This window comes from Xanthomonas sp. F4 (assembly GCF_011761895.1).
Genome location: NZ_JAASQX010000005.1, coordinates 163,895 through 188,532, shown reverse-complemented (window position 1 = coordinate 188,532; position 24,638 = coordinate 163,895). Strand labels below are relative to the sequence as shown.

General features: G+C 69.7%; 15 protein-coding genes and 1 riboswitch. Of the genes, 5 read left to right on the top strand and 10 right to left on the bottom strand.

The features are described from left to right. Positions 1–31 precede the first annotated feature (31 nt). Together acs and FHR66_RS16520 are read left to right on the top strand one after the other, a co-directional pair. Complete coding sequence (acs, locus tag FHR66_RS16525) at positions 32–1,975, top strand: acetate--CoA ligase (RefSeq protein ID WP_160969552.1); 1,944 nt, start codon at positions 32–34, stop codon at positions 1,973–1,975. 139 nt (positions 1,976–2,114) lie between these two features. Further along, positions 2,115–2,780: a response regulator transcription factor gene (locus tag FHR66_RS16520; protein WP_010342764.1), complete on the top strand. Its 666-nt coding sequence runs from the start codon at positions 2,115–2,117 to the stop codon at positions 2,778–2,780. A gap of 42 nt (positions 2,781–2,822) precedes the next feature. Here the strand turns inward: FHR66_RS16520 and FHR66_RS16515 are convergent, their stop codons facing one another. Genes FHR66_RS16515 through FHR66_RS16490 form a run of 6 tightly spaced genes read right to left on the bottom strand, consistent with a single transcriptional unit; the run spans position 2,823 to position 9,051 of the window. After that, on the bottom strand, positions 2,823–3,485 hold the full coding sequence (locus tag FHR66_RS16515) for an epoxyqueuosine reductase QueH (RefSeq protein WP_160969134.1): 663 nt from the start codon (positions 3,483–3,485) through the stop codon (positions 2,823–2,825). Then, positions 3,482–4,372 (bottom strand): 3-hydroxyisobutyrate dehydrogenase, encoded by an 891-nt coding sequence (gene mmsB / locus FHR66_RS16510; RefSeq protein ID WP_160969136.1) that lies wholly within the window; start codon positions 4,370–4,372, stop codon positions 3,482–3,484. The genes FHR66_RS16515 and mmsB overlap by 4 nt, the downstream gene beginning before the upstream one ends. Further along, positions 4,369–5,544, bottom strand: a complete 1,176-nt coding sequence (locus FHR66_RS16505) for an enoyl-CoA hydratase/isomerase family protein (protein ID WP_343160685.1) — start codon at positions 5,542–5,544, stop codon at positions 4,369–4,371. Before FHR66_RS16505 ends, mmsB begins: the two co-directional genes overlap by 4 nt. Further along, positions 5,541–6,350 carry an enoyl-CoA hydratase gene (locus FHR66_RS16500; RefSeq protein WP_160969140.1) on the bottom strand — a complete coding sequence of 270 codons (810 nt, stop codon included), beginning with the start codon at positions 6,348–6,350 and terminating at the stop codon, positions 5,541–5,543. Before FHR66_RS16500 ends, FHR66_RS16505 begins: the two co-directional genes overlap by 4 nt. Continuing rightward, entirely contained in the window at positions 6,347–7,537 is a 1,191-nt protein-coding gene (locus FHR66_RS16495; RefSeq protein ID WP_160969142.1) for an acyl-CoA dehydrogenase family protein, read from the bottom strand. Before FHR66_RS16495 ends, FHR66_RS16500 begins: the two co-directional genes overlap by 4 nt. Then, on the bottom strand, positions 7,537–9,051 hold the full coding sequence (locus FHR66_RS16490; RefSeq protein ID WP_160969190.1) for a CoA-acylating methylmalonate-semialdehyde dehydrogenase: 1,515 nt from the start codon (positions 9,049–9,051) through the stop codon (positions 7,537–7,539). The genes FHR66_RS16495 and FHR66_RS16490 overlap by 1 nt, the downstream gene beginning before the upstream one ends. Positions 9,052–9,190: 139 nt before the next feature. Then, a riboswitch (cobalamin riboswitch) is annotated at positions 9,191–9,390 on the bottom strand. Between the two features lie 506 nt (positions 9,391–9,896). On the opposite strand from FHR66_RS16490, the gene mntP reads away from it, so the two are divergent. Then, the gene (gene mntP, locus FHR66_RS16485) at positions 9,897–10,472 is read left to right on the top strand and encodes a manganese efflux pump MntP (protein WP_160969144.1); all 576 of its coding nucleotides are present in this window, start codon (positions 9,897–9,899) and stop codon (positions 10,470–10,472) included. Between the two features lie 356 nt (positions 10,473–10,828). Here mntP and FHR66_RS16480 read toward each other — a convergent pair whose 3' ends face one another. From FHR66_RS16480 to FHR66_RS16470, 3 genes are all read right to left on the bottom strand, one after another. Beyond that, positions 10,829–13,540: a TonB-dependent receptor gene (locus FHR66_RS16480; RefSeq protein WP_160969146.1), complete on the bottom strand. Its 2,712-nt coding sequence runs from the start codon at positions 13,538–13,540 to the stop codon at positions 10,829–10,831. 324 nt (positions 13,541–13,864) lie between these two features. Next, positions 13,865–15,697, bottom strand: coding sequence for a tetratricopeptide repeat-containing sulfotransferase family protein (locus tag FHR66_RS16475; protein WP_237475407.1), 1,833 nt, complete (start codon positions 15,695–15,697; stop codon positions 13,865–13,867). A 145-nt stretch (positions 15,698–15,842) separates the two neighbouring features. Next, entirely contained in the window at positions 15,843–19,274 is a 3,432-nt protein-coding gene (locus tag FHR66_RS16470; RefSeq protein ID WP_160969150.1) for a hybrid sensor histidine kinase/response regulator, read from the bottom strand. Between the two features lie 852 nt (positions 19,275–20,126). Between FHR66_RS16470 and FHR66_RS16465 the strand changes: the two genes are divergently transcribed. Together FHR66_RS16465 and FHR66_RS16460 are read left to right on the top strand one after the other, a co-directional pair. Further along, entirely contained in the window at positions 20,127–22,553 is a 2,427-nt protein-coding gene (locus FHR66_RS16465) for an AAA family ATPase (protein ID WP_160969152.1), read from the top strand. Positions 22,554–22,789: 236 nt separating this feature from the next. Next, positions 22,790–23,335, top strand: coding sequence for a gluconokinase (locus tag FHR66_RS16460; protein WP_343160686.1), 546 nt, complete (start codon positions 22,790–22,792; stop codon positions 23,333–23,335). Positions 23,336–23,579: 244 nt separating this feature from the next. Here FHR66_RS16460 and FHR66_RS16455 read toward each other — a convergent pair whose 3' ends face one another. After that, positions 23,580–24,176, bottom strand: coding sequence for a DNA-3-methyladenine glycosylase (locus tag FHR66_RS16455; RefSeq protein WP_160969194.1), 597 nt, complete (start codon positions 24,174–24,176; stop codon positions 23,580–23,582). Between the last annotated feature and the right edge of the window lie 462 nt (positions 24,177–24,638).

The following is a 24,638-nucleotide window of genomic DNA, read 5'->3' as shown; positions in this document are numbered from 1 at the left end:
ATGCGGCGCCCCGTTCATTGCAGAGGGAACCATGGCCGATCTCTATCCCGTCGATCCGCAGTTCGCCGCCCGGGCGCGGGTCGACAAGACCCAGTACCAGACCCAGTACAAGGCATCGGTGGAACAGCCGGAGGCGTTCTGGGGCAAGGTGGCCGAGCGCCTGGACTGGTTCAAGAAGCCGACCCGGATCAAGGACGTCAGCTTCGCCCTGGACGACTTCCATATCCGCTGGTTCGACGACGGCGAACTCAACGCCAGCGTCAACTGCCTGGACCGGCAACTGGCCACCCGCGGCGACAAGACCGCGCTGCTGTTCGAGCCGGACAGCCCGGACGCGCCGTCCTACCGCGTCACCTATCGCGAGCTGTACGAACGCGTGTGCCGGCTCGGCAACGCGCTGCGCGCGCTCGGCGTACAGAAGGGCGACCGCGTCACCATCTACCTGCCGATGATCCCCGACGCGGCGGTGGCGATGCTGGCCTGCGCGCGCATCGGCGCGATCCACTCGGTGGTGTTCGGGGGCTTTGCGCCCAACTCGATCGCCGACCGCGTGATCGACTGCGGCAGCAAGCTGATCATCACCGCCGACGAGGGCCTGCGCGGCGGCAAGAAGATCCCGCTGAAGGCGAACGTGGACGCGGCGCTGAAGCTGCCCGGCACCACCAGCGTGGAAACCGTGCTGGTGGTGCGCCACACCGGTGGTGCGGTGGACATGCAGGCCCCGCGCGACCGCTGGTTCCACGACGTGGTCGACACCCAGCCGGCCGAGTGCGAGCCGGAACGCATGAACGCCGAGGATCCGCTGTTCATCCTCTACACCTCCGGCTCCACCGGCAAGCCCAAGGGCGTGCTGCACACCACCGCCGGCTACCTGCTGTACGCCGCCTACACCCACGAGACCGTGTTCGACCTGCGCGAGGACGACATCTACTGGTGCACCGCCGACGTCGGCTGGGTCACCGGCCACAGCTACATCGTCTACGGGCCGCTGGCCAACGGCGCCACCGCGCTGATGTTCGAAGGCGTGCCCAACTACCCGAGCGTGTCGCGCTTCTGGGAAGTCATCGACAAGCACCAGGTGACGATCTTCTACACCGCCCCGACCGCGATCCGCGCGCTGATGCGCGAAGGCGAGGCGCCGGTGAAGAAGACGGCGCGCACGAGCCTGCGCCTGCTCGGCAGCGTCGGCGAGCCGATCAATCCCGAGGCCTGGCGCTGGTACTACGACGTGGTCGGCGACGGCCGCTGCCCGATCGTGGACACCTGGTGGCAGACCGAGACCGGCGGCATCCTGATCACCCCGCTGGCCGGCGCCATCGACCTCAAGCCCGGCTCGGCGACGCTGCCGTTCTTCGGCGTGCAGCCGGCGCTGGTCAGCGCCGACGGCGAGATCCTGGAAGGCGCCACCGAGGGCAACCTGGTGCTGCGCGACTCCTGGCCGGGACAGATGCGCACCGTCTACGGCGACCACCAGCGCTTCATCGACACCTATTTCCGCACCTACCCGGGCAGCTACTTCACCGGCGACGGCTGCCGCCGCGACGAAGACGGCTACTACTGGATCACCGGCCGCGTCGACGATGTCATCAATGTCTCCGGCCACCGCATCGGCACCGCCGAGGTGGAGAGCGCGCTGGTCTCCCACCCCAAGGTGGCGGAAGCGGCGGTGGTCGGCTTCCCGCACGACATCAAGGGCCAGGGCATCTACGCCTACGTGACCCTGGTCGCCGAGGAGCAGCCGAGCGAGGCCCTGCACAAGGAACTGGTGGCCTGGGTACGCAAGGAGATCGGCCCGATCGCCGCCCCCGACCACCTGCAGTGGGCGCCGGGCCTGCCCAAGACCCGCTCGGGCAAGATCATGCGCCGCATCCTGCGCAAGATCGCCGAGAACGCCCCCGACCAACTCGGCGACACCTCGACCTTGGCCGATCCGTCGGTGGTGGATTCGTTGGTGAACGAACGGCTGGCGCGCTGAGGCGCGCCGGGATTCGGGAGTCGGGATTGGGGATTCGCCAAAGCGGTCCCCTGTCCGTGTCCAATCTCCTGACGACGTCACGCTCCGCTGTTGCTGTTGCTCTACGAATCCCCAATCCCAAATCCCGAATCCCCGCCCCATGCCCACCCTGCTGATCGCCGACGACCATCCCCTGTTCCGCGAGGCGCTGCGTGGGGCGGTGCAGCGGGTGATGCCGGGGGTGCAGTTGTACGAGGCCGACAGCGTGGAGGCGCTGTACGCGCTGGCCGATCGCCACGCCGATGCCGATCTGCTGCTGATGGATCTCAACATGCCCGGCGCGCAGGGCTTCAGCGCGCTGGTGCACATGCGCGCGCTGCATCCGCAGTTGCCGGTGGTGGTGGTGTCCGCACGCGAGGAGCCGACGGTGATGCGGCGCGCGCTGGACCACGGCGCGTTCGGCTTCATTCCCAAGTCGGCCGACTCGGACACCATCGGCCTGGCCCTGGGTACGGTGCTGGACGGCGAACACTGGGCGCCGCCGGAGGCGCACAACGTGCCGCCCACCGACCGCGCCGAGCGCGAGGTCGGGCAGCGCCTGCGCGAACTGACCCCGCAGCAGTTCCGGGTGCTGCAGATGCTCGGCGCCGGCAGCCTCAACAAGCAGATCGCTTACGACCTGGGCGTGTCCGAGGCCACCATCAAGGCCCACGTCACCGCGATCCTGCGCAAGCTCGGCGTCACCAACCGCACCCAGGCGGTGCTGCTGGCCGGCAAGCTGGCCATCGACAGCGACGCCATCGTGCTGCCGCCGGAAGAGGACTGAGCCGCCGCCGGGAGCGCGCACGCCCCGGCCTGCAGGCCACGCTCAGCCCGATGTCCCGTCTTCGTCGCCATAGAACAGCACGCCGAGCTTGATCCGCTCGCGGCCCTGCGCGCGGCGGTGGCGATTGGTGTCGCGCAGCGAATACACGCAGCCGCAGTATTCCTGCTGGTAGAAGCGCTCGCGCTTGCTGATCTCGACCATGCGCGCGGCGCCGCCGTGCTTGCGCCAGTTGTAGTCCCAGTAGGTCAGCGCCGGGTACGGGGACGCCGCGCGGATGCCGCTGTCGGTGATCTGGCGCATGTCCTTCCAGCGCGAAATGCCCAGCGAACTGGTCATCACCGCATAGCCATGCTCGTGCGCGTACAGCGCGGTGCGCTCGAAGCGCATGTCGAAGCACATCGTGCAGCGGATGCCGCGTTCGGGCTCGTTCTCCATGCCCCGGGCGCGGGCGAACCAGTTGTCGGTGTCGTAGTCGGCATCGACGAAAGGCACGCCATGCTGTTCGGCGAAGCGGATGTTCTCCTGCTTGCGCAGCTCGTATTCCCTGGCCGGGTGGATGTTGGGGTTGTAGAAGAACACCGTGTAGTCGATACCGGACTCGACGAAGGCCTCCATCAACTCGCCGGAACACGGCGCGCAACACGAGTGCAGCAGCAGGCGTCCACCGTCGCCGGGCAGGGTCAGGCGCTCGCGGACATTGCTCATGGCGAATCCGCCAACAGTTGCACGACGCTGGAGAAGTCCAGGCCGCCGCGGCCCTGGCGGCGGTTCAGCGCGTACAGGTTGCGCGCCAGTTCGCCGAGCGGGATCGCCGCGCCGGTGGCCATCGCCGCCTCCGCGGCCAGGCCCAGGTCCTTGAGCATCAGGTCGCTGCCGAAGCCGCCGCTGTAGCCGCGCGAGGCCGGCGCCTGTTCCAGCACGCCCGGCCACGGGTTGCAGACCTCGGTGGCCCAGCTGCGGCCGGTGCTGACCGCCATCATCCGCGACAGCGCCGCCGGATCCAGCCCATGCGCGGCGCCCAGCGCGAGCGCTTCGCCGGTCGCGGCCATGATCACCCCCAACGCCATGTTGTTGCACAGCTTGGCCACCTGCCCGGCGCCGGCCTCGCCCATGTGGAAGATATTGCGGCCCATCGCCTCCAGTACCGGCCGCGCGCGCTCCAGGGTCGCGGCCGGGCCGCCGACGATGAAGGTCAAGGTCCCGGCAGCGGCGCCGGCGGTGCCGCCGGACACCGGCGCATCCAGCGGCTGCAGGCCGCGGGCCTCGGCCGCAGCGGCCAGCGCGCGTGCGGAGGCGGGAGCGATCGTGCTGCTGTCGATGAGCAGCGCGCCTGCGGGAATGTGCGCGAGCAGCCCCTGCGCACCGAGGAACAGGTCTTCGACATGACGGCTGGCCGGCAGCATCGAGATCACCACCTCGGCCTCGGCGACCGCGGCCACCGCGCTGTCGGCGGCATGTGCGCCAGCGGCGGCGGCAGCCGCGAGGGCAGTGGGGTTGAGGTCGAACACGCGGACCACGTGCCCGGCCTTGACCAGGTTGACGGCCATCGGGCCGCCCATGTTGCCCAAACCGATGAAAGCGATCCGGCTCATGCGCGGGTCTCCGTGTGGCGGCCGAGATCGGCCAGGGGGTGGGCCTGCGGCGGCCAGGGCGCGTGGAAGAAATCGCGCGCCCACGCGGCGGACGCGGCCTCGAGGGTGGCCGGCTGCCAGTGCGGGGCGCGGTCCTTGTCGATCAGCAGCGCGCGGATGCCTTCGGCGAAATCGCCATGCGCGGCGCAGTGCAAGGCGACGGTGTACTCCAGCCGGAACACCTCGGCCAACGACAGCGATGCGGCGCGCTGCTGCAGCTCGAAGGCCAGCCGTGCCGAGCCTGGCGCGCCGGCCGCCAACGTCGCCTGCGCCGTCGCCATCCACGGATCGGTGGCATCGAGGCCGGCGATCGCCGCCACCACCGCGTCCAGCGTGGGGTGCGCACAGGCGCTGGCGATCGCCGCGGCGTGCCGTTGCAACGGACCGGCCGGCGCAGGCGTGGCGAAACGGGCCAGCAGCGCGTCCAGCGCGCGCGAGGTGTCTTGCGCGGCAGCCGGCCAGGACGTCGCCTGCAGCGCGGCCAGCACCTCCGCACGCGCCGCCTCCGGCACGTGCACATCGGCCATGCCGGCATAGATCGCATCGCCGGCACCGAGCGGTGCGCCGGTCAAGGCCAGGAACAGGCCCGCATGCGCCGGCACCCGCGACAACAGCCAACTGCCGCCGACGTCGGGAAACAGGCCAACCGTGATCTCGGGGAAGGCGAGCCGGGACCGTTCGCCGACCACGCGGTGGCTGGCGCCCGCCATCAGCCCGATCCCGCCGCCCATCACGATGCCGTGGCCCCAGCACAGCACCGGCTTGGGGAAGGTATGGATGCGGTAGTCGAGGCGGTACTCGGTTTCGAAAAAGGCCTCGGCATGCGCATCGCCGCGCGGGTCCGCCTGCGTGTCAACGCCGTGCGCCACGCGCTCGCGCATCCCGCGATACAGGCCATGCAGATCGCCGCCGGCGCAGAACGCCTTCTCGCCCGCGCCCTGCAGCACCACCAGTGCCACCGTCGCGTCCTGCGCCCACTGCGTCAGCTGCGCATCCAGCAGGCGCGCCATCTCCAGCGATAGGCCATTGAGGGTGCGCGGCGCGTTGAGCGTGGCGATGCCAATGCGGCGGCCGTCGCCAGCGGCACGCGTCTCGAACAGCACCGCGGCGGCGTCGGTGGCGAGCGCGCTCACGCGTTCCTCCATACAGGCGCACGCTTGCCGAGGAAGGCGTTGACGCCCTCGGCCTGGTCGGCGCTGTCGAACAGATCCACGAACGCCTCGCGCTCGCTGACCAGCGCGCTCGCATGCGACTGCATGCGGGTGGCCTGCACCAGGCGCTTGGCCGCGGCCACGCTGATCGGACTCTGCCGCGCCGCCTTGGCCGCCCAGTCCAGCGCGCGCGCCAGCGCCTGCCCGGTCGGCACGATTTCCTCGACCAGGCCGATCCGCAGCGCGGTCTCGGCGTCGACCCGTTCGCCGAGCAGGATCATGCGCTTGGCCCAGCCTTCGCCAACCAGCCGCGGCAGGTTCTGGGTGCCGCCGGCGCAGGGCAGCAGGCCGACCGTCGCTTCGGGCAAGGCCATCTGCGCCTGCGCCTCGGCGATGCGCAGGTCGCAGGCCAGCGCCGCTTCGAGCCCGCCGCCCATCGCATAGCCGTTGATCGCGGCGATGCTGACCCCGCGGAATCGGCTCAGCGCCTCGAAGGCCTCGCCGAAGCGCCGTGCCGCTTCGCGCGCGAGCGCCTTGTCGCCGTCGGCGAACTGCTTGAGGTCGGCACCCGCGCTGAAGAACTTCTCGCCGGCGCCCACGAGCACCAGCGCATAGATGTCGCGATCGGCGTCCAGCGCGCCGACCAGTTCGCCCAGCGCACGCAGGCTGTGCACCGTCCAGGTGTTGGCCGGCGGATTGGACAGGGTGACCACGGCAGTGTGGCCGTCGATCTGCAGGGCCAGCCCGGTCCAGTCCCGGCGGCGGTAGGAGGTGTCGGCGGCGCTCATCGCAATTCCTCTTCGGTGTTCAACAGGTGGCGCGCGACGATCACGCGCATGATTTCGTTGGTGCCTTCCAGGATCTGATGCACCCGGCTGTCGCGCAGCAGGCGTTCGACCGGGTACTCGCGGATGTAGCCGTAGCCGCCGTGCAACTGCAGCGCGTCGTTGCAGATCGAAAAGCCCGCATCGGTGGCGAAGCGCTTGGCCATCGCGCACCACACCGTCGCATCGCGCGCGCCGGCGTCGAGCTTGCGTGCGGCGGTGTGCACCATCTGCCGCGCGGCGACCAGTTGCGTGGCCATGTCGGCCAGGGTGAACTGCAGGGCCTGGAACTCGGCGAGCTTCTTGCCGAACTGGCGGCGCTCGCCCAGATAGCGCCGCGCCGCGTCCAGGGCGCCCTGCCCCGCGCCCAGCGAGCACGCAGCGATGTTGAGGCGGCCGCCATCGAGGCCGCGCATCGCGATGCGGAAGCCCTCGCCCTCTTCGCCCAGGCGATGCGCGAGCGGCACGCGCACGCCGTCGAAACTCACCGCGCGGGTCGGCTGGCTGTGCCAGCCCAGCTTGTCCTCGTTGCGCCCATAGGCGATGCCCGCCGCATCGGCCGGCACAGCGAACGCGCTGATGCCGCGCGGGCCGTCCTCGCCGGTGCGCGCCATCACCACCAGCAGGTCGGTCGCGCCGGCGCCGGAAATGAACGCCTTGCTGCCGTCGATGCGGTAGCCGTCACCATCGCGCACCGCCCGGGTCTTCAGCGCGGCCGCGTCGGAGCCGGCACCGGGTTCGGTCAGGCAGTACGAGGCGAGCTTGGCGCCACTGGCCAACGCCGCGCCCCAGTCCCTGCACACGGCCGGCGTGGCGAAACGGGTCAGCATCCAGGTGGCCATGTTGTGGATGCTGATGAAGGCCGCGGTGGACGGATCGACCGCGGCCAGTTCCTCGAACACGATCGCCGCATCCAGGCGCGACAGCCCGCTGCCGCCGGCGTGCTCGTCCACGTACAGGCCGCAGAAGCCGAGTTCGCCGGCCTTGCCGATCGCCTCGCGCGGAAAGATCCCGTCCGCGTCCCAGCGCGCCGCGTGCGGCGCCAGTTCGGCCTGGGCGAAGCCGCGCGCGGCCTCGCGATAGGCGCGCTGCGCCTCGTCCAGCCCGACATCGGCCGACTGCTCCAGCGGCCACTGCATCGCCGCGGCCATCACGACAGGCGGATCGTGGTGTTGACGCCCTGCCCGGCGCCGGCATCGTCGAACCAGCGCGCAGTGACGGTCTTGGTCTGCGTGTAGAACTGCACCGCCTGCTTGCCGTAGGGGCCGAGGTCGCCGAGCTTGGAGGCACGCGAACCGGTGAACGAGAACAGCGGCACCGGCACCGGAATCGGCACGTTGATGCCGACCTGGCCGACATCGATCTCCTCCTGGAACTTGCGTGCGGCGGCGCCGGACTGGGTGAACAGCGCCGTGCCGTTGCCGTTCGGATTGACGTTGACCAGGGCGATCGCATCTTCCAGCGTAGCCGCCTCCAGGATCACCAGCACCGGGCCGAAGATCTCCTCGTCGTAGATGCGCATGCCCGGCGCGACCCCGGAGAAGATCGTCGGGCCGACGAAGTTGCCATGAGCGAATCCGGGCACCGTCGGGTTGCGTCCGTCCAGTTCCAGCGTCGCGCCCTCGGCGATGCCGGTGGCGATCAGCGCTTCGATGCGCTCGCGCGCACTGCGCGAGATCACCGGCCCCAGATCGGTGCCGGGTTCGCTGCCGGCGTTGACCTTGAGCGTCTGCGCCTTGGCCACCAGCGCCGGAATCCACTGCCGCGCCTCGCCGACCAGCACCAGCGTCGAAGCGGCCATGCAGCGCTGGCCGGCGGCGCCGAAGGCCGCCCCCACCAACGCGTCGAGGGTCTGCTCGCGCGCCGCATCCGGCAACACCACCGCATGGTTCTTCGCGCCCATCATGCATTGCACGCGTTTGCCGGCCAGCGCCGCACGCCGGTAGACGTGGGTGCCGACCTTGGTGGAGCCGACGAACGACAGCGCCTTGATGTCGGCGTGGTCGCACAGCGCATCGACCACCTCGGCGCCGCCATGCACGACGTTCAGCACGCCCTTGGGCACGCCCGCCTGCACCGCCAGTTCGACCAGGCGCATGGTCACCAGCGGATCCTGCTCGGATGGCTTGAGCACGAAGGTGTTGCCGGTGGCGATGGCCATCGGGAACATCCACAGCGGGATCATCGCCGGGAAGTTGAACGGGGTGATGCCGGCGCACACGCCCAACGGCTGCAAGAGCGTGTAGGTATCCACGCCGTTGGCGACGTTGTTGGCCAGTTCGCCGAGCTGCAGGTTGCCGATCGCCGCGGCCTGTTCCACCACTTCCAGGCCGCGGAACACGTCGCCTTCCGCGTCCGCCAGGGTCTTGCCCTGCTCGCGGGTGAGGATCGCCGCCAGCTCGCCCATGTGCGCACGGATCAGTTGCTGATAGGCCAGGAAGATCCGCGCGCGGGTGCCGATCGGCGTCTTGCGCCAACTCGCGAACGCGCGTTGCGCGGCGGCCACGGCGGCATCCACTTCCGCGGCCGTGGCGAACGGCACGCGCGCGAGCACGTCCTGGGTCGCCGGATCGACGACCTCGCGCCATTGGCTGCTGCTGGATTCGACGAACGCACCGTCGATCAAGAGCTTGACGGTCGCCACGTCGGCGCCGGTCCGGGTCATCTGGTTCACGGGTCCTGTCTCCTCATCGCATCACCACCGGGCGGGCGGCGATGGACAGGACAAGCGAACGCGCGGCGCAAGGGCCCCGACGTCGTTCCGCTCGTCAGGTTGCCCACCGCAACACCCGAGAAAGAACGTCGCAGGACGTCCACGTCAGGCCGGTCTCCGGGCTTGCGAGCAATGCGCGACCGCATCACCCCGACACCTTCCCGCTTGCGCAGTGGTCTGTTGTCGGGTGTTCTCGCCTACCGTTGCGGGGGCAGCGCCGGCATCGGACCGGCTTCCCGTTTCACCCGGTGCGTCTTGCGACGACCAGGCACCTGAAGCGTGGCCAGTGTAGTCGCGCCGCGGCGACGGCAACACGCTGCAGCGCAGCGCGCGGTGTTGGCGTCGGCACGCAGCGCCGCCATTGCCGACCGCACACAGCCGCGTTCGCCTCAGCAGGCGGCGCGTATCACCAGCATGCACAGCGCCGCAGCGGCGACACCGGATTCCCTGCAGCGATCAACCGAATGCGCTGCAGTGATCACGGGCGCTGCGGGCCATCGCAGCACCCCACGCGGAACGCCGGCCTGCACGCGCCGCTATAGCCGATGCTAAGAAGAGAAGCTGCAGGTTCGCGTGCGTTCCAGGTATGTTCGCCGCAATTGACGGCTGTTAGACTGCGCGTCCCCTTGGGGAGTAGCCTGCTGTCCGACCTGCGCGGACAGCGCCCGTGTCAACACACTCGGCCGATGCGCCGTGGTACGGGCAGCCAGTTCGGTTGGCGAGACCAGCGGCGAGTGCGCAAGGCGAAGGCCGGGCGCGCGCGCTCGTCGTTGTCGCCTGTCCCGGTACGGTTCCCCATGTCGTTTCTTTCGATTCTCCTGCTCGGCATCGCCATGTCGACCGACGCCTTCGCCGCCGCGGTTGGCAAGGGCGCGGCGATGCAACGTCCGCGCTGGGCCGACGCGCTGCGCGCCGGCCTGATCTTCGGCTGCATCGAGGCGCTGACCCCGGCGCTGGGCTGGGTGCTGGGCCAGGCCGCGTCCAAGTACGTGGTCGCCTTCGACCACTGGATCGCCTTCGGCCTGCTCGGCGCGCTGGGCGTGCACATGATCGTCGCCGGCCTCAAGCCGGAGTCCGACGCGCCCGACGAGGCCGCGCCCAAGCGTCACGGCTTCTGGAGCCTGGCCGCCACCGGGTTCGCCACCAGCATCGACGCGATGGCGGTCGGCGTCGGCCTGGCCTTCCTGGACGTGAACATCGTCGAGGTCGCGGCGATCATCGGCCTGTGCACGCTGACCATGGTCACCCTGGGCATCATGCTCGGCCGCGCGCTCGGCGCGCTGGCCGGCAAGCGGGCGGAGATCGTCGGCGGCGCCCTGCTGATCGCGATCGGCAGCACCATCCTGTTCGAGCATCTGCACGGCGCGGGGTGAGCGCCGCGGCGCCTGTTTCGGCCGGGATTGGGGATTCGGGATTGGGGATGTGCGGCGACGGTGCGCGCCCATCCCGCCATGCCGGCGCCTTCGGTCAGGCCGGCCTGTCAGTGAAGTTCAGGTAGGTGGACAGGATGCAGTGATGGCACTGCGCAGCGCCACCCAGGGAGTTGGGTGGCGCTGCGCGACCAACATCATGAGTTCTGCGGGAAGAATCCATAACTTGCCGTTGAAATTGATGGCGTGTTCGGGAAATCCTCACCAGCACCAAACCGACAACCAGGCATTACCCACTTGGAATCAGCGCCCCATGAAGAGGCGCCGATGCCATTTACTTCGCAACACCTTGCTGCGCATTAGAACTTGTACGTGGCACGCATCCAGTAGTAACGGCCCAGCGTGTCGTAGGTGCTCACGTCGGTGTTCGCGTTCAACACGTTGTTCTGATACATCATCGGCGGCTGCTTGTTGGTCAGGTTGTCCACGCCCAGATCCAGGCGCAGGTTCGCCCCGGCCATGTCGTAACCCACCTGCAGCGCGTGGTACATGTAGCTGCCGTAGTCCAGCACCACGCCCTTGAACTGCGCGTCGGCGGACATGTTCTGGGTCAGGTCGCCGCTGCCGACCTGCATCTTGCCGATCCAGCGCGTGGTCCAGCTCGCATCCCAGTTGCCCAGCTTCCAGCCGAGCAGGGCATGCGCGCGCCAGTGCGCGTAGTTGCCGTAGGACGAGTTGTAGCGGCCGGCCATGTGCACCACCGTGTCCCCGGTGTCGATGTCGTAGCGGTGCAGGTAGGTGCTGTCCACGGTCACGGTGAACTTGCCGTAGTCGGTGGCGGGCAGCGCGTAGCTCGCGCCCAGGTCGATGCCCTGGGTATTGAGCTTGCCGATGTTCACCACCGGCGTCTGGATGTAGTCGATGTTGCCGGCGCTGACGCTGCTGGCGGGATAGCGGTGGATGTAGCTGCAGTACGGGCTGTTGTTGTCGTTGTAGCAGAGGTCGGCCACGGTCTGCGCGGAGATCGGCTGGATCAGATCATTGAGCTTGACCTTCCACCAGTCGAGGTTGACCGACAGGCCCGGCACGTACTCGGGGCTGTAGACCAGGCCGTAGTCGAACGAGGTGCCCTTCTCCGGCTTGAGCTGGTAGCCGACATAGGTGGCACCGGACTTGATCGCGTTGGTCTGCGAAAGGCCCGTGCCGCTGAAGCCGGCCGGCACGCCGGCGCAGGCGTTGTCATGGCCGCTGCCGCTATAGCCGACGCACGGATCGATGAAGTTCGGCGCGTCGGCGGTCGGGCCCTGGTAGATGTCGGTGATGGTCGGCGCGCGGAACACCTGCGCCGCGGTGCCACGCACCATCAGGTCGTGGATCGGCCGCCATTCCACCTGGAACGAGGCGCTGTTGTTGCCCGACCGCACGCTGCTGTAGTCGGAGTAGCGGTCGCTCAGCGTCAGGTTGAGCGCGCCGATCGGCGAGGACTGCTCCAGCACCGGCATGAACAACTGCGCGTAGGCTTCCTTGACGTTGAAGCTGCCGCTCAGCGGCGAGGCGCAGGCTTCGGAGGAAACCGCACAGGTGTTGTCGCTGTTGATCAGCGCGTTGGCCGACACGCTGGAGCTCAGGCTCTCCTTGCGGTACAGCGCACCGACGGCCAGCTGCGCGGCGCCGGCCGGCATGTCCCACAGGCTGCCGTTGGCGCTGGCTTCCCACTGGCGCATGATGGTGGTGGTTTCCTGGCGCGGGATCGACTCGTTGCTCTGCAGCCAGGCGACCGTGGTCGGGCTGCCCTGGTCGAGGATGTTGACCTGCCCGGCGTTGATGGCGTTCTGCAGCGCGGCGTAATCGACGTAGCCGTGGCTCCAGTTGCGCTGGCGGTAGTGGCCGTAGTTGAAGTTGGCGTCCCACACCCAGCTGCTGTCGCCGATGCCGCCCTTCAGGCCGATCACGTCCTGATCGGTGGCGGTGTCGTAGAAGCCTTCGCGCTGGCCGAGCGAGGTGAAGCGCGTCTGATACTCGTAGCCGTTGGGGCCGAACTCCACACCGAACGGGTTGTACGGATTGTTGGCGGCGATGGTGATGCCGTCGTTCTGCGCGTCGAGCGGCAGCGGCGCGATCGCAAAGTTGGACATGGTGTGGTTGTGGTAGGCGTTGACGTACGCCTGCATCGAGTCGGTGATGTTGAAGCTGCCGAGCACGAAGCCGCCGACGCGCTGCTGCGGGGTCAGCAGCAGGTTCTGCGCCTCGTAGTTGTAGGAATCGGCCGAGGAGCTGTAGCACTTGTAGCCACCGCTGCCGTTACCGGTCAGCGCGCCGTCGGCGGCGCAGCCGTTGGCCGCCAGGGTCGCCGCCGGCAGCTTGTAGTAGCCGGTCGGCGTGCGCGCGGAACCGCCCTTGTAGACGCTGCCGCTGGACAGGTACATCGCGTACTTGGAGAACGCGCGGTTGGCGGTGGAGACCTCCTTCTGCTTGTTGTAGTCCAGGCCGACCACGACGTTGCCGCGGTCCCAGGTCTTGCCGAAGGTGAAGCTGCCGCCCTGGCGCGCGCCGTCGCCGCGGCTGGTCTGGCCATAGTTGGCCGAGACTTCGCCGCCTTCAAAGTTCTTGCGCAGGATGAAGTTGACCACGCCGCCGATGGCGTCGGAGCCGTACATCGCCGAGGCGCCGACCTTCAGCACTTCGACGTGGTCGATCATGTTGGCCGGGATCGAGTTGACGTCGTTGTTCTGGATGCGGTGGCCGTCGATCAGGATCAGCGTGCGCTCGTCGCCGAGGCCGCGCAGCGAGATGGTCGAGGCGCCGTCGCCGCCGCCGTTGTTGACCTGCGGGTTGGTGGCGGCACCGGCGATGCCGGGCAGCGCCTGCAGCAGATCGCCCAGGGTCTGCTTGCCGCTCTGCTGGATCTGCTGGCGATCGACCACGGCGACCGGGCTGGCGGTCTCCACGTCCACGCGACGCACCAGCGAACCGGTGACGGTGAGCTTGTCCAGGGTCACCGGCGCATCGCCGGACGCGGTCGCCGCCGGCGCGGCGCTCTGCGCATAGAGCGTGGCGGGAAGCGTCGCCATGGCCAGGCAAACGGCGTGGGCGAGTCTGTTCTTTGCTACGGACATCGGGAAGACCTCATGTGATGTGCGACAAGCGCCAGCGCTGCACGCAGGCGCGAAGCGTCCCGAACGCGCGGCTGCGCGGCGGGTGGAATGGATGCCTCGGGCCTGCGGTCCATTACAGGACCGTCAGGCACTTGTTAGTTTTTTATAAGAGGGGTGTTGTTTCGGTGTGCCAACGTGCGCCAGGGCCTGACAAAAACGCCACTGCAACCGGCTGCAGCGCACGCGGCGTCCTTGCCGTTCAACCGGCAGACGGGAACGATTCAGGCAACCGCGTGGGACTCAAGCGCCGCGGTAATCCCAGCGCTGCAGGAACGGCTGCAGTACCGGCAGCACCGGGGCGAAGGCATCCTGGTAGGCACGCCAGCGGTCCAGGGCCTTGCGGTTGATGCCCTCCACCACCTGCGCGTAGCTCGGCGTGCTGATGAAGCCCTTGCCCTGCGCATGCCGCTGGAACTCCAGCAGGCGTTCCGGCTGCTCCAGTTGCAGGAACTGCCCCAACCGCGCCACCTGCGCCTGCGGGTCGGCCACCAGGTCCTCGTAACGCAGTTCCAGCGCGCGCGGCTGCAGCAAGGCGGCGTGATACAGCCAGAACTCCATCGCATCGGCATAGCCGCGGGCCAACCGCGGCAGGCTGGAACACAGCAGGGCGAAGGCCGGCGAGCGGAACGCCTGCATGTAGCAGCTCAGCAGCACATCGCAGGGATGGCGCAACGCCAGGATCACCGGGGCCTCCGGGAACAGCCGCCGGATCAGCGGCAGGCGCAGCAGGTTCAACGGGTTCTTGTCGACCAGGCGCTGGTCCGGCTGCAGCTGCACCACCCCGCGCACCGCCTGCCAGTATTCGGCGCGCAACTCGGCGCAGGCGGCATCGTCGAGCTCGCCCAGCCCGTCCGGCCAGACGACCCCGCGGGCCTCCAGGCGATCGGCCAGTCCCTGCAGGAACGGCCGCTCGTCCATCGCGACCAACTGCGGATGGGCGTCGAGCATCTGTTCCAGCAAGGTGGTACCCGAGCGCGGGAAGCCGACCACGAAGATCGGCGAGTCCGCCATCGCCGGCGCCTTCACCGGCCGTGCCGCGGCATGGCGCGCCGGGTCCCAGCGAGAACACGCGACCGGCAACGGCGGCGCATCCGCCGCCGCCAGTTCCGGCACCAGCGCGGCCAGACCCTCGACCTGGCCGGCATGGCCCTGCGCGCAGGCGTCCAGTGCTTCATCATGCAGGCCCAGGCGGTCGCAGACCCGCGCCAGGGCGAAGAACAGATTGCTCTGCTTGCGCCGGTCGACCGCACTGCCGTCGGCCAGCAGCCCGCGCAGCAGCGCCTGCGCCTGTTGCCAGTGGCCCTCGCGCATGGCCAGCACCGCCAGCGCGTTGGCAGCGTCCTGGCGCACGTCGGGGTCGTCGATCCGCTCCGGCGGCGGCAGCTGCGCGGCGGCCTCGCGCGCCTGCGGCAGGCGATTGGCGCGTTCGAGCACCAGCACCAGCCGCGACCAGGCCCGCGCCGGCTGCGCCATCGGTCCTTCGGCGCAGGCGCGCAGCAGCGTGCAGGCGACATCGGTCGCGCCGCCCTGCGACAGCAGCCAGGCCAGTTCCACGGTGGTGTCCGGACCCAGCGGCGGCCACTGCCGCCAGTCGGCGATCAGCGCCTGCACGCGCTGGAAGTCGCCGCATTCGTGGCAGGCCATCGCCGCGTGCACGCACAGCGGCGGGGCCTGCGGCGCCAGCGCATGCGCATCGAGCAGGTGTTCGCGGGCAGCGGCGTAGTCGCCGGCGTCCATCGCCAGCAGGCCCAGGTTGTGGTGCGGCAGCGGATCGTCCGGTGCCAGCGCGCGGGCGCGCAGATAGGCCTCGCGCGCCGGGCCGGGTTCGCCGGCCTCGCGCAGCGCCGTGCCCAGGTTGTTCCAGTGCGCCACTTCGTGCGGCTCGCGCTCGGCCAGCGCGCGGTACACGGCGGCGGCCGGCGCCGGCTGGCCCTGCATCTGCAGGCTCATCGCCAGCAGGCTGCTGGCCAGGACATCGTCGGGGCGCTGCCGCAGATAGGCGCGGGCACCGTGTTCGAGCGTCTGCGCCTGGCCGGCCTCCAGCGCCGCCAGCAGGTCCGGGAGCGAAGGCATCGCGGTGTCGTCCAGGGAGGTCATGCGCAGGCGGGTGATGGGCGGTCCACCACCTTAGCCGCCGGCCCGCGCCGTGCGCCACGCCGGCCGCGCCGCCACCTGCCACACAGCGCATACATTGCCGTTACAAAACACACGACGGTCCCTAGATCGGATCGTGATAGGCGGTGAGGAAGGCACGCAGCGAGGCCGGCTTGACCGGCTTGGTCAGCAGCCGGTAGCCGCGCTCGCGGGCCTGCAGCTTCAGTTCGTCGCGGCCGTCGGCGGTGAGCAGCGCGCCGGCCACCGGCCCGGGCATCGCCGCGCGTAGCGCGTCCAGCGTCTCCAGGCCGTCGAGCCGGTCGTGCAGGTGGTAATCGACCAGCATCACGTGCGGCGCGCGCGCAGCCTGCGCCAGCGCCTCGTCGACGGTGCTGGCGCAGATCACCTCCACCTGCCAGCGGCCGAGCAGCGCGCGCATGCCGTCGAGGATCTCCTGGTCGTTGTCCACGCACAGCACGCGCAGTCCGGTCAGCGAGTCGGCCGCGGCCGCCGCGCGTGGCGCGCGTTGCTGCGCCTGCGCTGGCGGCGCCGCCCGCGGCACGCTGATGGAGAACATGCTGCCGTGGCCGACGCGGCTGCGCGCATCCAGGTCGTGGCCGAGCAGGCGCGAGATGCGCTGGCAGATCGACAGGCCAAGGCCCAGCCCCTGCTCGCCCCAGTCGAACGGCTGCTGGTAGCGCTGGAACTCGTCGAAGATCTGCTGCATGTGGTGCGGCGGGATGCCGGGGCCGGTATCCCAGACCTGCAGTTCCAGCGCCGCGCCGCGGCGGCGCATGCCCAGCACGATGCGGCCCTGGCGGGTGTAGCGCAGCGCGTTGGCGAGGAAGTTCTGCAGCACCCGGCGCAGCAGCCGGCGATCGCTGCGCACCCACAGCGGCCGCGCGTATACGTGCAGGCGCAGGCCGCGGCCGGCGGCGATCGGGCTGTACTGCGCCGCCAGTTCGCGCAGCAGCAGGCCGGCATCCACGTCCTCGATGGTCGGGCGCAGGCCGCCGGCGTCCAGCCGCGACACGTCGAGCAGGCCGTCGAGCAGTTCCTCGGCCGCGCGCAGCGAGGCGTCCACGCGCTCGGCCAGGTGCCGCTGCTCCTCGCTCTGATGCGCATCGCGCAAGGCCGAGGCGAACAGGCGCGCGGCGTTGAGCGGCTGCAACACGTCGTGGCTGATCGCGGCCAGGAAGCGGGTCTTGGACTGCTGCGCCAGCTCGGCCTCGCGCGAACGGTCGGCCACGCGCTGCTCCAGGGTCTCGTTGGCTTCGAGCAGCGCCTGTTCGGCGCGCTTGTAGTCGGTGATGTCGTTGTAGCTGGTGACGTAGCCGCCGCCGGGCAGCGGCTGGCCGCGCATCTCGATCACCTTGCCGTCGCTGCGGGTGCGTTCGAACACGTGCGGGGTGCCGGCGCGCATGTGCGCGATGCGGCGGGCGATCTGGTCCTCGACCTCGCCGCCGCCGAGTTCGCCGCGCTCGGCGTTGTAGCGGATCAGGTCGGCGACCGGCCGGCCGACGTAGAGCATGCCGTCGGGGTAGCCGAACATCTGCTGGTAGCGGCGGTTCCATGCGGTCAGGCGCATCGCCGGATCGACCACGCTGACCCCGGCGCTGATGTTCTCCAGCGTGGTGGAGAGGATCTCGCGGTTGAAGCGCAGCTCCTGCCCGGCCTCGTCGAGCACCGCCACCACCTCGCCCAGATCCATGCCCGAGCCGCGCAGCAGGCTGGTCAGCACCAGGCGCGCGGAGGCCGCGCCGATCGAGGCGGCGAGCAGGCGCTCGGTGAACTGCACCCAGGCGCGGTCGGCCACGGCATTGGGTTGCGGCTCGCGGCCGAGCAGTTGCGCCTGCTCGGCGAAGGCGCGGCGGGCGTGGCGTTCGCCGACCATGCGCTCGGCCAGCGCCTGCAGATCGACCACGCGCACCTGCCCGAGCCAGTCGCCGGCCACCGCCGGGCGCTGCGAGTACGGCTCCAGGAACGGCGCCGCGCGCAGGCGCTCGTCCAGGCCCGGCCGCCAGCGTGCCGACACCAGCATCATCGTGCCGACGTTGACCAGCAGCGACCAGAACGTCCCGTGCGCCAGCGGGTCCCAGCCGCTCATGCCGAACAGCTGCTGCGGGCGCAGCCAGGAGATGCCGAACGGCCCGTCCAGCAGCCAGGCCGGTGCCAGCCAACCGGCCTGGGTCAGCGCCGGCAGCAGCAGCGTGTAGATCCAGGTAGCGAAGCCCAGCACCATGCCGGTCTCCACGCCCTTGCGGCTGGCGCCGCGCCAGTACAGGCCGCCGATCACCCCCGGCGCGAACTGCGCCACCGCGGCGAAGGCCATCAGCCCGTACGAGGCCAGCGTCGTGTCGTTGCTGCTGCTGCGGTAGTAGCCGTAGGCGATCAGCGCCAGCAGCAGGATCGCCAGGCGGCGGATCCACAGCACCTTCGAGGCCACGTCGGCACCGGCCGCCTGGTGCCCGCGGCGGCGCAGCAGCACCGGCATCACCAGGTCGTTGCTGATCATCGTCGCCAGCGCGATGCTGGAGACGATGACCATGCCGGTGGCGGCGGAGAACCCGCCCACGTAGGCAACCAGGGCCAGCGCGGTGCGGCTTTCGGCCAGCGGCAGCGCCAGCACGATGCTGTCGTCGGCCACGTCGCCGCCGCCGAACAGCGCGATGCCGGCCGCGGCGATCGGCACCACCATCGCCGAGATCAGCACCAGGTACAGGCCGAACAGCCAGCGCGCCTTGCGGATGTCGCCGACGTCGCTGCACTCCACCACCGCCACGTGGAACTGCCGCGGCAGGCACACCAGCGCCAGGAAGCTGAGCAGGGTCTGCGAGATGAAGCCCACCGGCGGGGTGTTCTGGAACAGCGTGCGCGCCGACTGCAGCACCTGGCCGCCGTCGCGCGCGGACAGCCACACGTAGGCGAACACGCCCACCGCCACCATCGCCAGCAGCTTCACCACCGACTCCAGCGCGATCGCCAGCATCATGCCGTGGTGGTGCTCGGTGGCATCGACCTGGCGGGTGCCGAACAAGGTGGCGAACAGCGCCATCCCCAACGCCACGTACAACGCCGGGTCGGCGTAGAACGCCGCACCGGCGCTGGACTGGCCGCTGAGCACCTGCAGGCTCATCGCCACCGCCTTGTACTGCAGCGCCAGATACGGCACCACGCCGACCAGGGCGATCACCGCCACCAGCGCGGCCAGGCGCCGCGAGCGGCCGAAGCGCGAGGAGATGAAGTCGGCGATGGACACCGTGTTCTCGCTGCGCGCGATCAGCGCCAGGCGCTCGACGATGCGCCAGCCGAACAGCAGCATCAGCAGCGGGCCCAGATAGATCGGCAGGTAGCCGGCGCCGTTGCGCACTGCGCTGCCGACTGCGCCGTAGAACGTCCACGACGAGCAGTACACGGCCAGCGCCAGGCTGTACACCGCCGGCCGCAACCATGGCCGCTCCGGGTACAGCGGACGGCGGTCGCCCCACCACGCCACCGCGAACAGCAGCGCCGCATAGCCGACCGACACCAGCAGCAGGATCCAACTGGAAACCAAAGGCGAGCCCCCACGACGATGCGTGCAGTCTAGAGCGTGCGCTGGGTTTCGGCGTAGTCGGGTGTGCGGCTCGCTGCGTTTCGCCCGGGCTGCGCGTGCACCGGGCCGGTTGGCCCGAGGCAGGTGTGGCGGTGGCGGCCGTACACCTGACCGCGCTCCCTCCCGCAGGCATGGCGCTTATCGCCTTTTGCTCTTTTGGTTACTTTTCTTTGCACAAGCAAAGAAAAGGTAACCAAAAGAAGCGCTTTACCACAGCCGAAGGCTGGTCAAGCGCGCCCTGCCTACGCGCCCTCCACGCTGCGCGCTCCGGGTCCGCGTCCAGCCCGGGGATCCGCGGAAGGGGCTTGTCTGCTTCGCAGCCAAGTCCGGGGCAGTCGCCTCACGGCGCCAGCCCGCCCGCCGGGGCGAAGCAGTGCTTCGCCTTTTTCCGGCGAGCCCTGCCCCTGCCGCGGACGGCGCACGTCCCTGTGCGCCGCCCCTTCGGGGTTTTTCCCCGGGCTGGCCGCTGCTTCGGAAGGGAACCCGGTAAGTCAAAAGCAACGGCCAAAACAACGGCAACGGCAACGGCAACGGCAACGGCAACGGCAATAGCCATCATGGGCTGCAAGCCCTGCGTAGGAGCGGCTTCCGCCGCGACGAACGAAGCCACGATGGTCTCTAGACCCACGCGCCACGTCGTACCTTGTGCCCTATCCCTCTCCAAAAAATGCGCTCCTCCCATGGCAGCACTCGCCTCACGCGCCGGCGTGCCGTGTCCAACCCAGGCAATATCCCATCCGCCACCAGCCACCGCAGCGCGACCGGCGCTCGGGCTAAGATGCGCGCGGTGACCACCTGCGCCCGCCCTCGCTGATGTCCTGCATCCCGGCCGCCTCGCCGACGCCCCCGCCGTCGCTGCAACAGCAGACGCAGCGCCTGCACACGCAGGTGCAGCAGGCGCAGGCGCGCCAGGCGCAAGCCGAGGTGGAAGTGGAGCGGCACCTGCCGGCCGTGGAGCAGGCGGTGGCCACGATCCGGCGCCGCTTCATTGCCCATGCCCGGGCGGCGGCGCGGACGGCGGTGCGGCGCGAACGCCGCCGCGCCTGGGGATCGGCGCTGCTACTGCGGCCGCTGCTGCCGGACTGGCGTTGGCGCACTGCCCTGCTCGGCTTACTGGTGCTAGTCCTGCCGTGGACGAGCGCGCACTGGCTGGGCGAGACGCGCGGCTTCCTGGACTGGTGGCGCCAGGTCGGCCTGCACGGCGATGTCGGACTGCTGCTGCAGAGCCTGCTGCCCTCGCTGCTGGCATACGGCCTGCTGGTCGTCGCCGGCGCACAGTTGCTGGCCTGGCACCACAGCCATGCCGAGCGGCGCGCGCTGCACGCGTTCGCACGCATGCCGCTGGCGCTGGTGCAGGTGGTCGACGCGGCGCAACGCGATGCGGCCTCCATGTACACGGTCACCCGCGCACCATGGCCGCAGCGTGCCTTGCATGGCCGCTGGTCCATTCCCGCCCTGCATGGCGATCTGTCCGGCGCGCGCCTGCTGGCATTGCATGACGGCGCTGCCGAACCGCGCCTGCTCGCCTTGATCGTACTGCCCGGCACCGACCACGCCGCGGCTTGCATCGTCCTCGACCACGCCGCGACCGAGACCGCGCCGCAGGCGCTGCACGCCATGGCGCTCGCGCTCGCGCAGGACGCCGTGGAGGATGCGGCCCCGATCGCCGCGCTGCACGATCACGTGCAGGCCTGGGAGACCGCGCGCGGCCAACAACGCGCGCTGCAGCAGCGGCTGCAGAGCCTGGACGCGGTGCAGCGACACTGGGCCGACATCGCCCTGCCCGACGCCACGCTCGACCAGATCCTGAAACTGGTGGACCTGTTCGTGTCCGGACGCGCCCCGGCGCCGAAAGGCATGCTCCTGCATGGGCCCCCGGGCACCGGCAAGACCCTGATCGCACGCAAGCTGGCGCGCCATGCCGGCTGCCATTTCGAGGCGCTGGGCGTGGCCGACCTGAAGGCCGCGCACATCGGCCACACCGGTCCCAAGGTGCAGGCGATCTGGCAGCGCTGCCGCGAGCACGCGCCGGCGATCCTGTTCATCGACGAATGCGAAAGCGTGTTCGCGCGCCGCGGCGGCGCCGACAGCGACAGCTTCGGCGCCGAGCTGGTGCAGACCTTCCTCGCCGAATGGGACGGCTTCCATGCCGCGCATGGGCAGGTGCTGGTGATCGGCGCGACCAACCGCCCGGCGCTGCTGGACGACGCGATCCTGTCGCGCTTCACCGCCAGCATCGCCATCGGCCTGCCCGACGCCGCGGCGCGTGCCCGCATCCTCGGCGCCGAACTGCGGCGGGCCGGTTTCGCCCTGGAGCCGGATACGCAGGTGATCGCCGACAGCAGTGGCCTCTCCGGCCGCGACCTGCACACACTGGTCGCGCGGGTCGCCGCCGAGTGCGTCGACGGCACGCTCGACAACGCCACCCTGCTGGCGCAGCTGCGCGCGCTGCGTGGCAAGGGTTCCACCGCCGTCGCCACGCTCGGGTGGGACGACATCGTGCTGCCGGCCGCCACCGTCGAGGAGTTCGTCGGCCTGGGCAAGGAACTGCGCAATGCCGAGACCCTGGCCACGCTCGGCGTGCCGGTGCCGCGCGGCATCCTGATGGTCGGCCCGCCGGGCACCGGCAAGACCCAGGTCGCGCGCATCCTCGCCAGCCAGTCGGGCCTGGCGTTCATCGCCCTGAGCAGCGCCGACCTCAAGGCCGGCTACCTCGGCCAATCCGGCCAGCGCGTGCAGGCCGCGTTCGAGCGTGCGCGGGCGCAGGCACCGTGCATCGTGTTCGTCGACGAACTGGACATCGTCGCGCCGGCGCGCGGTGCCGACGGCGACGACGCCTTCACCCGCGAGATCGTCGGCCAGTTGCTGCAGGAACTCGATGGCGTCGCCAGCCACGCAGGCCAGGTGTTCCTGCTCGCCGCCAGCAACCATGCCGCCGCGATCGACCCGGCGCTACTGTCGCGACTGGACCGGCAGATCGCCATCGCCTTGCCCGACCACGCGGCGCGTACCGCCATCGTCGCGCGCCTGCTGCACGGCAAGCCGCTGGATCTCGACGCCGACGCGGCGGCGGCCTGGATCGCCGATCGCAGCGAAGGCCACTCCGGTCGCGACTTGCAGAACTGGATCAGCCGCGCCATGCGCCGCGCCGTCCGCCGTGCCTTGCAGGACAGCGACGACGCCTCCGGTACGCGGCTGCAGTGGGATGATCTGGTCGAGACGGCGAGTGCGGCGACGTAAACACCGGGCCGGAAGATGCGCTGGTGCATCACCAGGAGCGCCGGCTGGACTGCCTGTGGGAGGGGCTTCAGCCCCGACGCCAAGGTCCAGACAGAATCCGGTTTCCGCGGCGCACCCACCAACAGCAGCTGCCAGGGTTGGGGCGCGAAAGGCGCACGACCTGGTGACAGCTGCGCTGCACGTCGACACAACGTCCACGCTGGCATCATGCGTGGGACCCGACAGGACCGCATCACGTGACCCAACCCGCCTCGTCCCTGCCCCCGCACGCCGAAGCCATCGTCGTGATGGGCGTGTCCGGCAGCGGCAAGACCAGCGTTGCCCAGGCGCTGGCGGCACACTACCGGCTGACCTTCCTGGACGCCGACGATTTCCACAGCGCCGCCGCCAAGGCGCAGATGGCGCACGGTATCCCGCTCAGCGACGCGCAACGCGCGCCCTGGGTCGCGGCCCTGGCGCAGCGCCTGCGCGCGTCGGTCGATGCCGGACAGAGCGTCGTGCTGGCCTTCTCCGGGCTGCGCAAAGCGCATCGGCAACAGTTGCGCGATACAGGCGTGCCGATGCGCTTCGTGTTCCTGCACGCGGCCGCGCACGTGATCGCCGAGCGCCTGGCCGCGCGTCACGGCCACTTTATGCCACCGACGCTGCTGCAGAGCCAGCTCGACACCTTGGAGCTCCCGCTGGACGAGCCCGACGTCATTTCGGTGGACGTGGACGCACCGTTCGCCACGGTCGTGGCCGATGCCATCGCACAACTGGATGCAAGCGCCGCCATCGCCTAGCGCGTTCCTCGTCGGTACATCCTCAACCATGCACGCCGGGTTTGTGGCGGTGATGACGCAAGCTGCCCGTCGTAGGAGTGGCTTCAGCCGCGACGAAACGAAGCGAAGGCACCTGAGACATGCTTTCCTAGCCGAACCGACGCGCCTTCCGTCACAACCGCATTGCGTGTCTTTGGCTTGTGACGTCTGGCAAGGCGCCGGCCTTCCCGCAGCTTGTAGGACGACGATGCCTAAAAGCGCCACACTACCCGCGGCGCTTCGTCCGACCTGCCACGAAGCGCGACACGTTCGCCTCGTCGGGCACATGCCAGCGCCACGGCATGTCCATCGCCTTGGTGATACCCACGCGCTTGGTGACGACCGGCGCGGCCGGCGGCGGCGTCCCGTCCTGGCCTAGCCACAGGCGCGACTGTCGCGTGGTCAGGTCCAGCCCATTGTCCGCACCGGATACACCCAGCGCCTTGGCCAGGCGCCCCGGCCCACGGGTGAGATCGGCCGCGCGCACCGCGCCGCGTGCCAACTGCATCGCCTCGATCCCGGCCACCGGCGCCAGCGCGCGAATCAGCACCGCATGCCCCGGCGCACCGCCGCACACCGCGTTGAGCGCCCAGTGCATGCCGTAGATGAAGTACACGTACAGATGCCCGGGCGGACCGAACATCACTCGCGTGCGCGGGGTCATGCCGCGGAACGAATGCGCCGCCGGATCCTCTGCACCGCAGTAGGCCTCCACCTCGACGATACGCCCGCAACGGCCGTCGGCCGTAATGAGCAAGGTATTCAGAAGCTGCGGCGCGACCTCGCGCGCATCGCGCGCGTAGAACGCGCGCGGCAATGGCATGGCGGTAGGAAAGTCCATCGGATTAGTCTAAGTGCTGCATCGAAGTCGCAGAGTGAGCCACGACCGGCGCGCTTCGAGACCCACGGTTCAAACCGAGTCCATCAGTCTTCCCAACGCACCGCATGCCGCCCGTTTTGGGAGGGACTTCAGTCCCGACGCCTGGAACGTCCAGGATCGCGATCTTCTTCCCGCTCTCCGATGGCACAACGCGTCGCGTGGATGATGATGGCTATCCTTTCTGTGGCTTTTCGCGAAACGCGCGATCGGCTAATCCACCCGCATCGCATGCCGTTTGTGGGAGAGACTTCAGTCCCGACGCATCGAGCTGTCCAGAATCGCGGTCGTCTTCCTACTCTCCGATGGCGCAACGCATCGCGATAATCAGTGATGGCTGCATCTTCTGAGGCATGGCTGGGTCACGGGGCGTACTCGGCCGTCGCAAAAGGATCGGGCAGCACCAAT

Excerpts from the sequence above, each read along its gene's own strand:
- acs (WP_160969552.1), top strand. The coding sequence starts at position 32 with ATGGCCGATCTCTATCCCGTCGATCCGCAGTTCGCCGCCCGGGCGCGG.
- FHR66_RS16520 (WP_010342764.1), top strand. The coding sequence starts at position 2,115 with ATGCCCACCCTGCTGATCGCCGACGACCATCCCCTGTTCCGCGAGGCG.
- FHR66_RS16515 (WP_160969134.1), bottom strand. The coding sequence starts at position 3,485 with ATGAGCAATGTCCGCGAGCGCCTGACCCTGCCCGGCGACGGTGGACGC.
- mmsB (WP_160969136.1), bottom strand. The coding sequence starts at position 4,372 with ATGAGCCGGATCGCTTTCATCGGTTTGGGCAACATGGGCGGCCCGATG.
- FHR66_RS16500 (WP_160969140.1), bottom strand. The coding sequence starts at position 6,350 with ATGAGCGCCGCCGACACCTCCTACCGCCGCCGGGACTGGACCGGGCTG.
- FHR66_RS16495 (WP_160969142.1), bottom strand. The coding sequence starts at position 7,537 with ATGGCCGCGGCGATGCAGTGGCCGCTGGAGCAGTCGGCCGATGTCGGG.
- FHR66_RS16490 (WP_160969190.1), bottom strand. The coding sequence starts at position 9,051 with ATGACCCGGACCGGCGCCGACGTGGCGACCGTCAAGCTCTTGATCGAC.
- mntP (WP_160969144.1), top strand. The coding sequence starts at position 9,897 with ATGTCGTTTCTTTCGATTCTCCTGCTCGGCATCGCCATGTCGACCGAC.
- FHR66_RS16480 (WP_160969146.1), bottom strand. The coding sequence starts at position 13,540 with ATGGCGACGCTTCCCGCCACGCTCTATGCGCAGAGCGCCGCGCCGGCG.
- FHR66_RS16475 (WP_237475407.1), bottom strand. The coding sequence starts at position 15,697 with ATGCCTTCGCTCCCGGACCTGCTGGCGGCGCTGGAGGCCGGCCAGGCG.
- FHR66_RS16465 (WP_160969152.1), top strand. The coding sequence starts at position 20,127 with ATGTCCTGCATCCCGGCCGCCTCGCCGACGCCCCCGCCGTCGCTGCAA.
- FHR66_RS16455 (WP_160969194.1), bottom strand. The coding sequence starts at position 24,176 with ATGCCATTGCCGCGCGCGTTCTACGCGCGCGATGCGCGCGAGGTCGCG.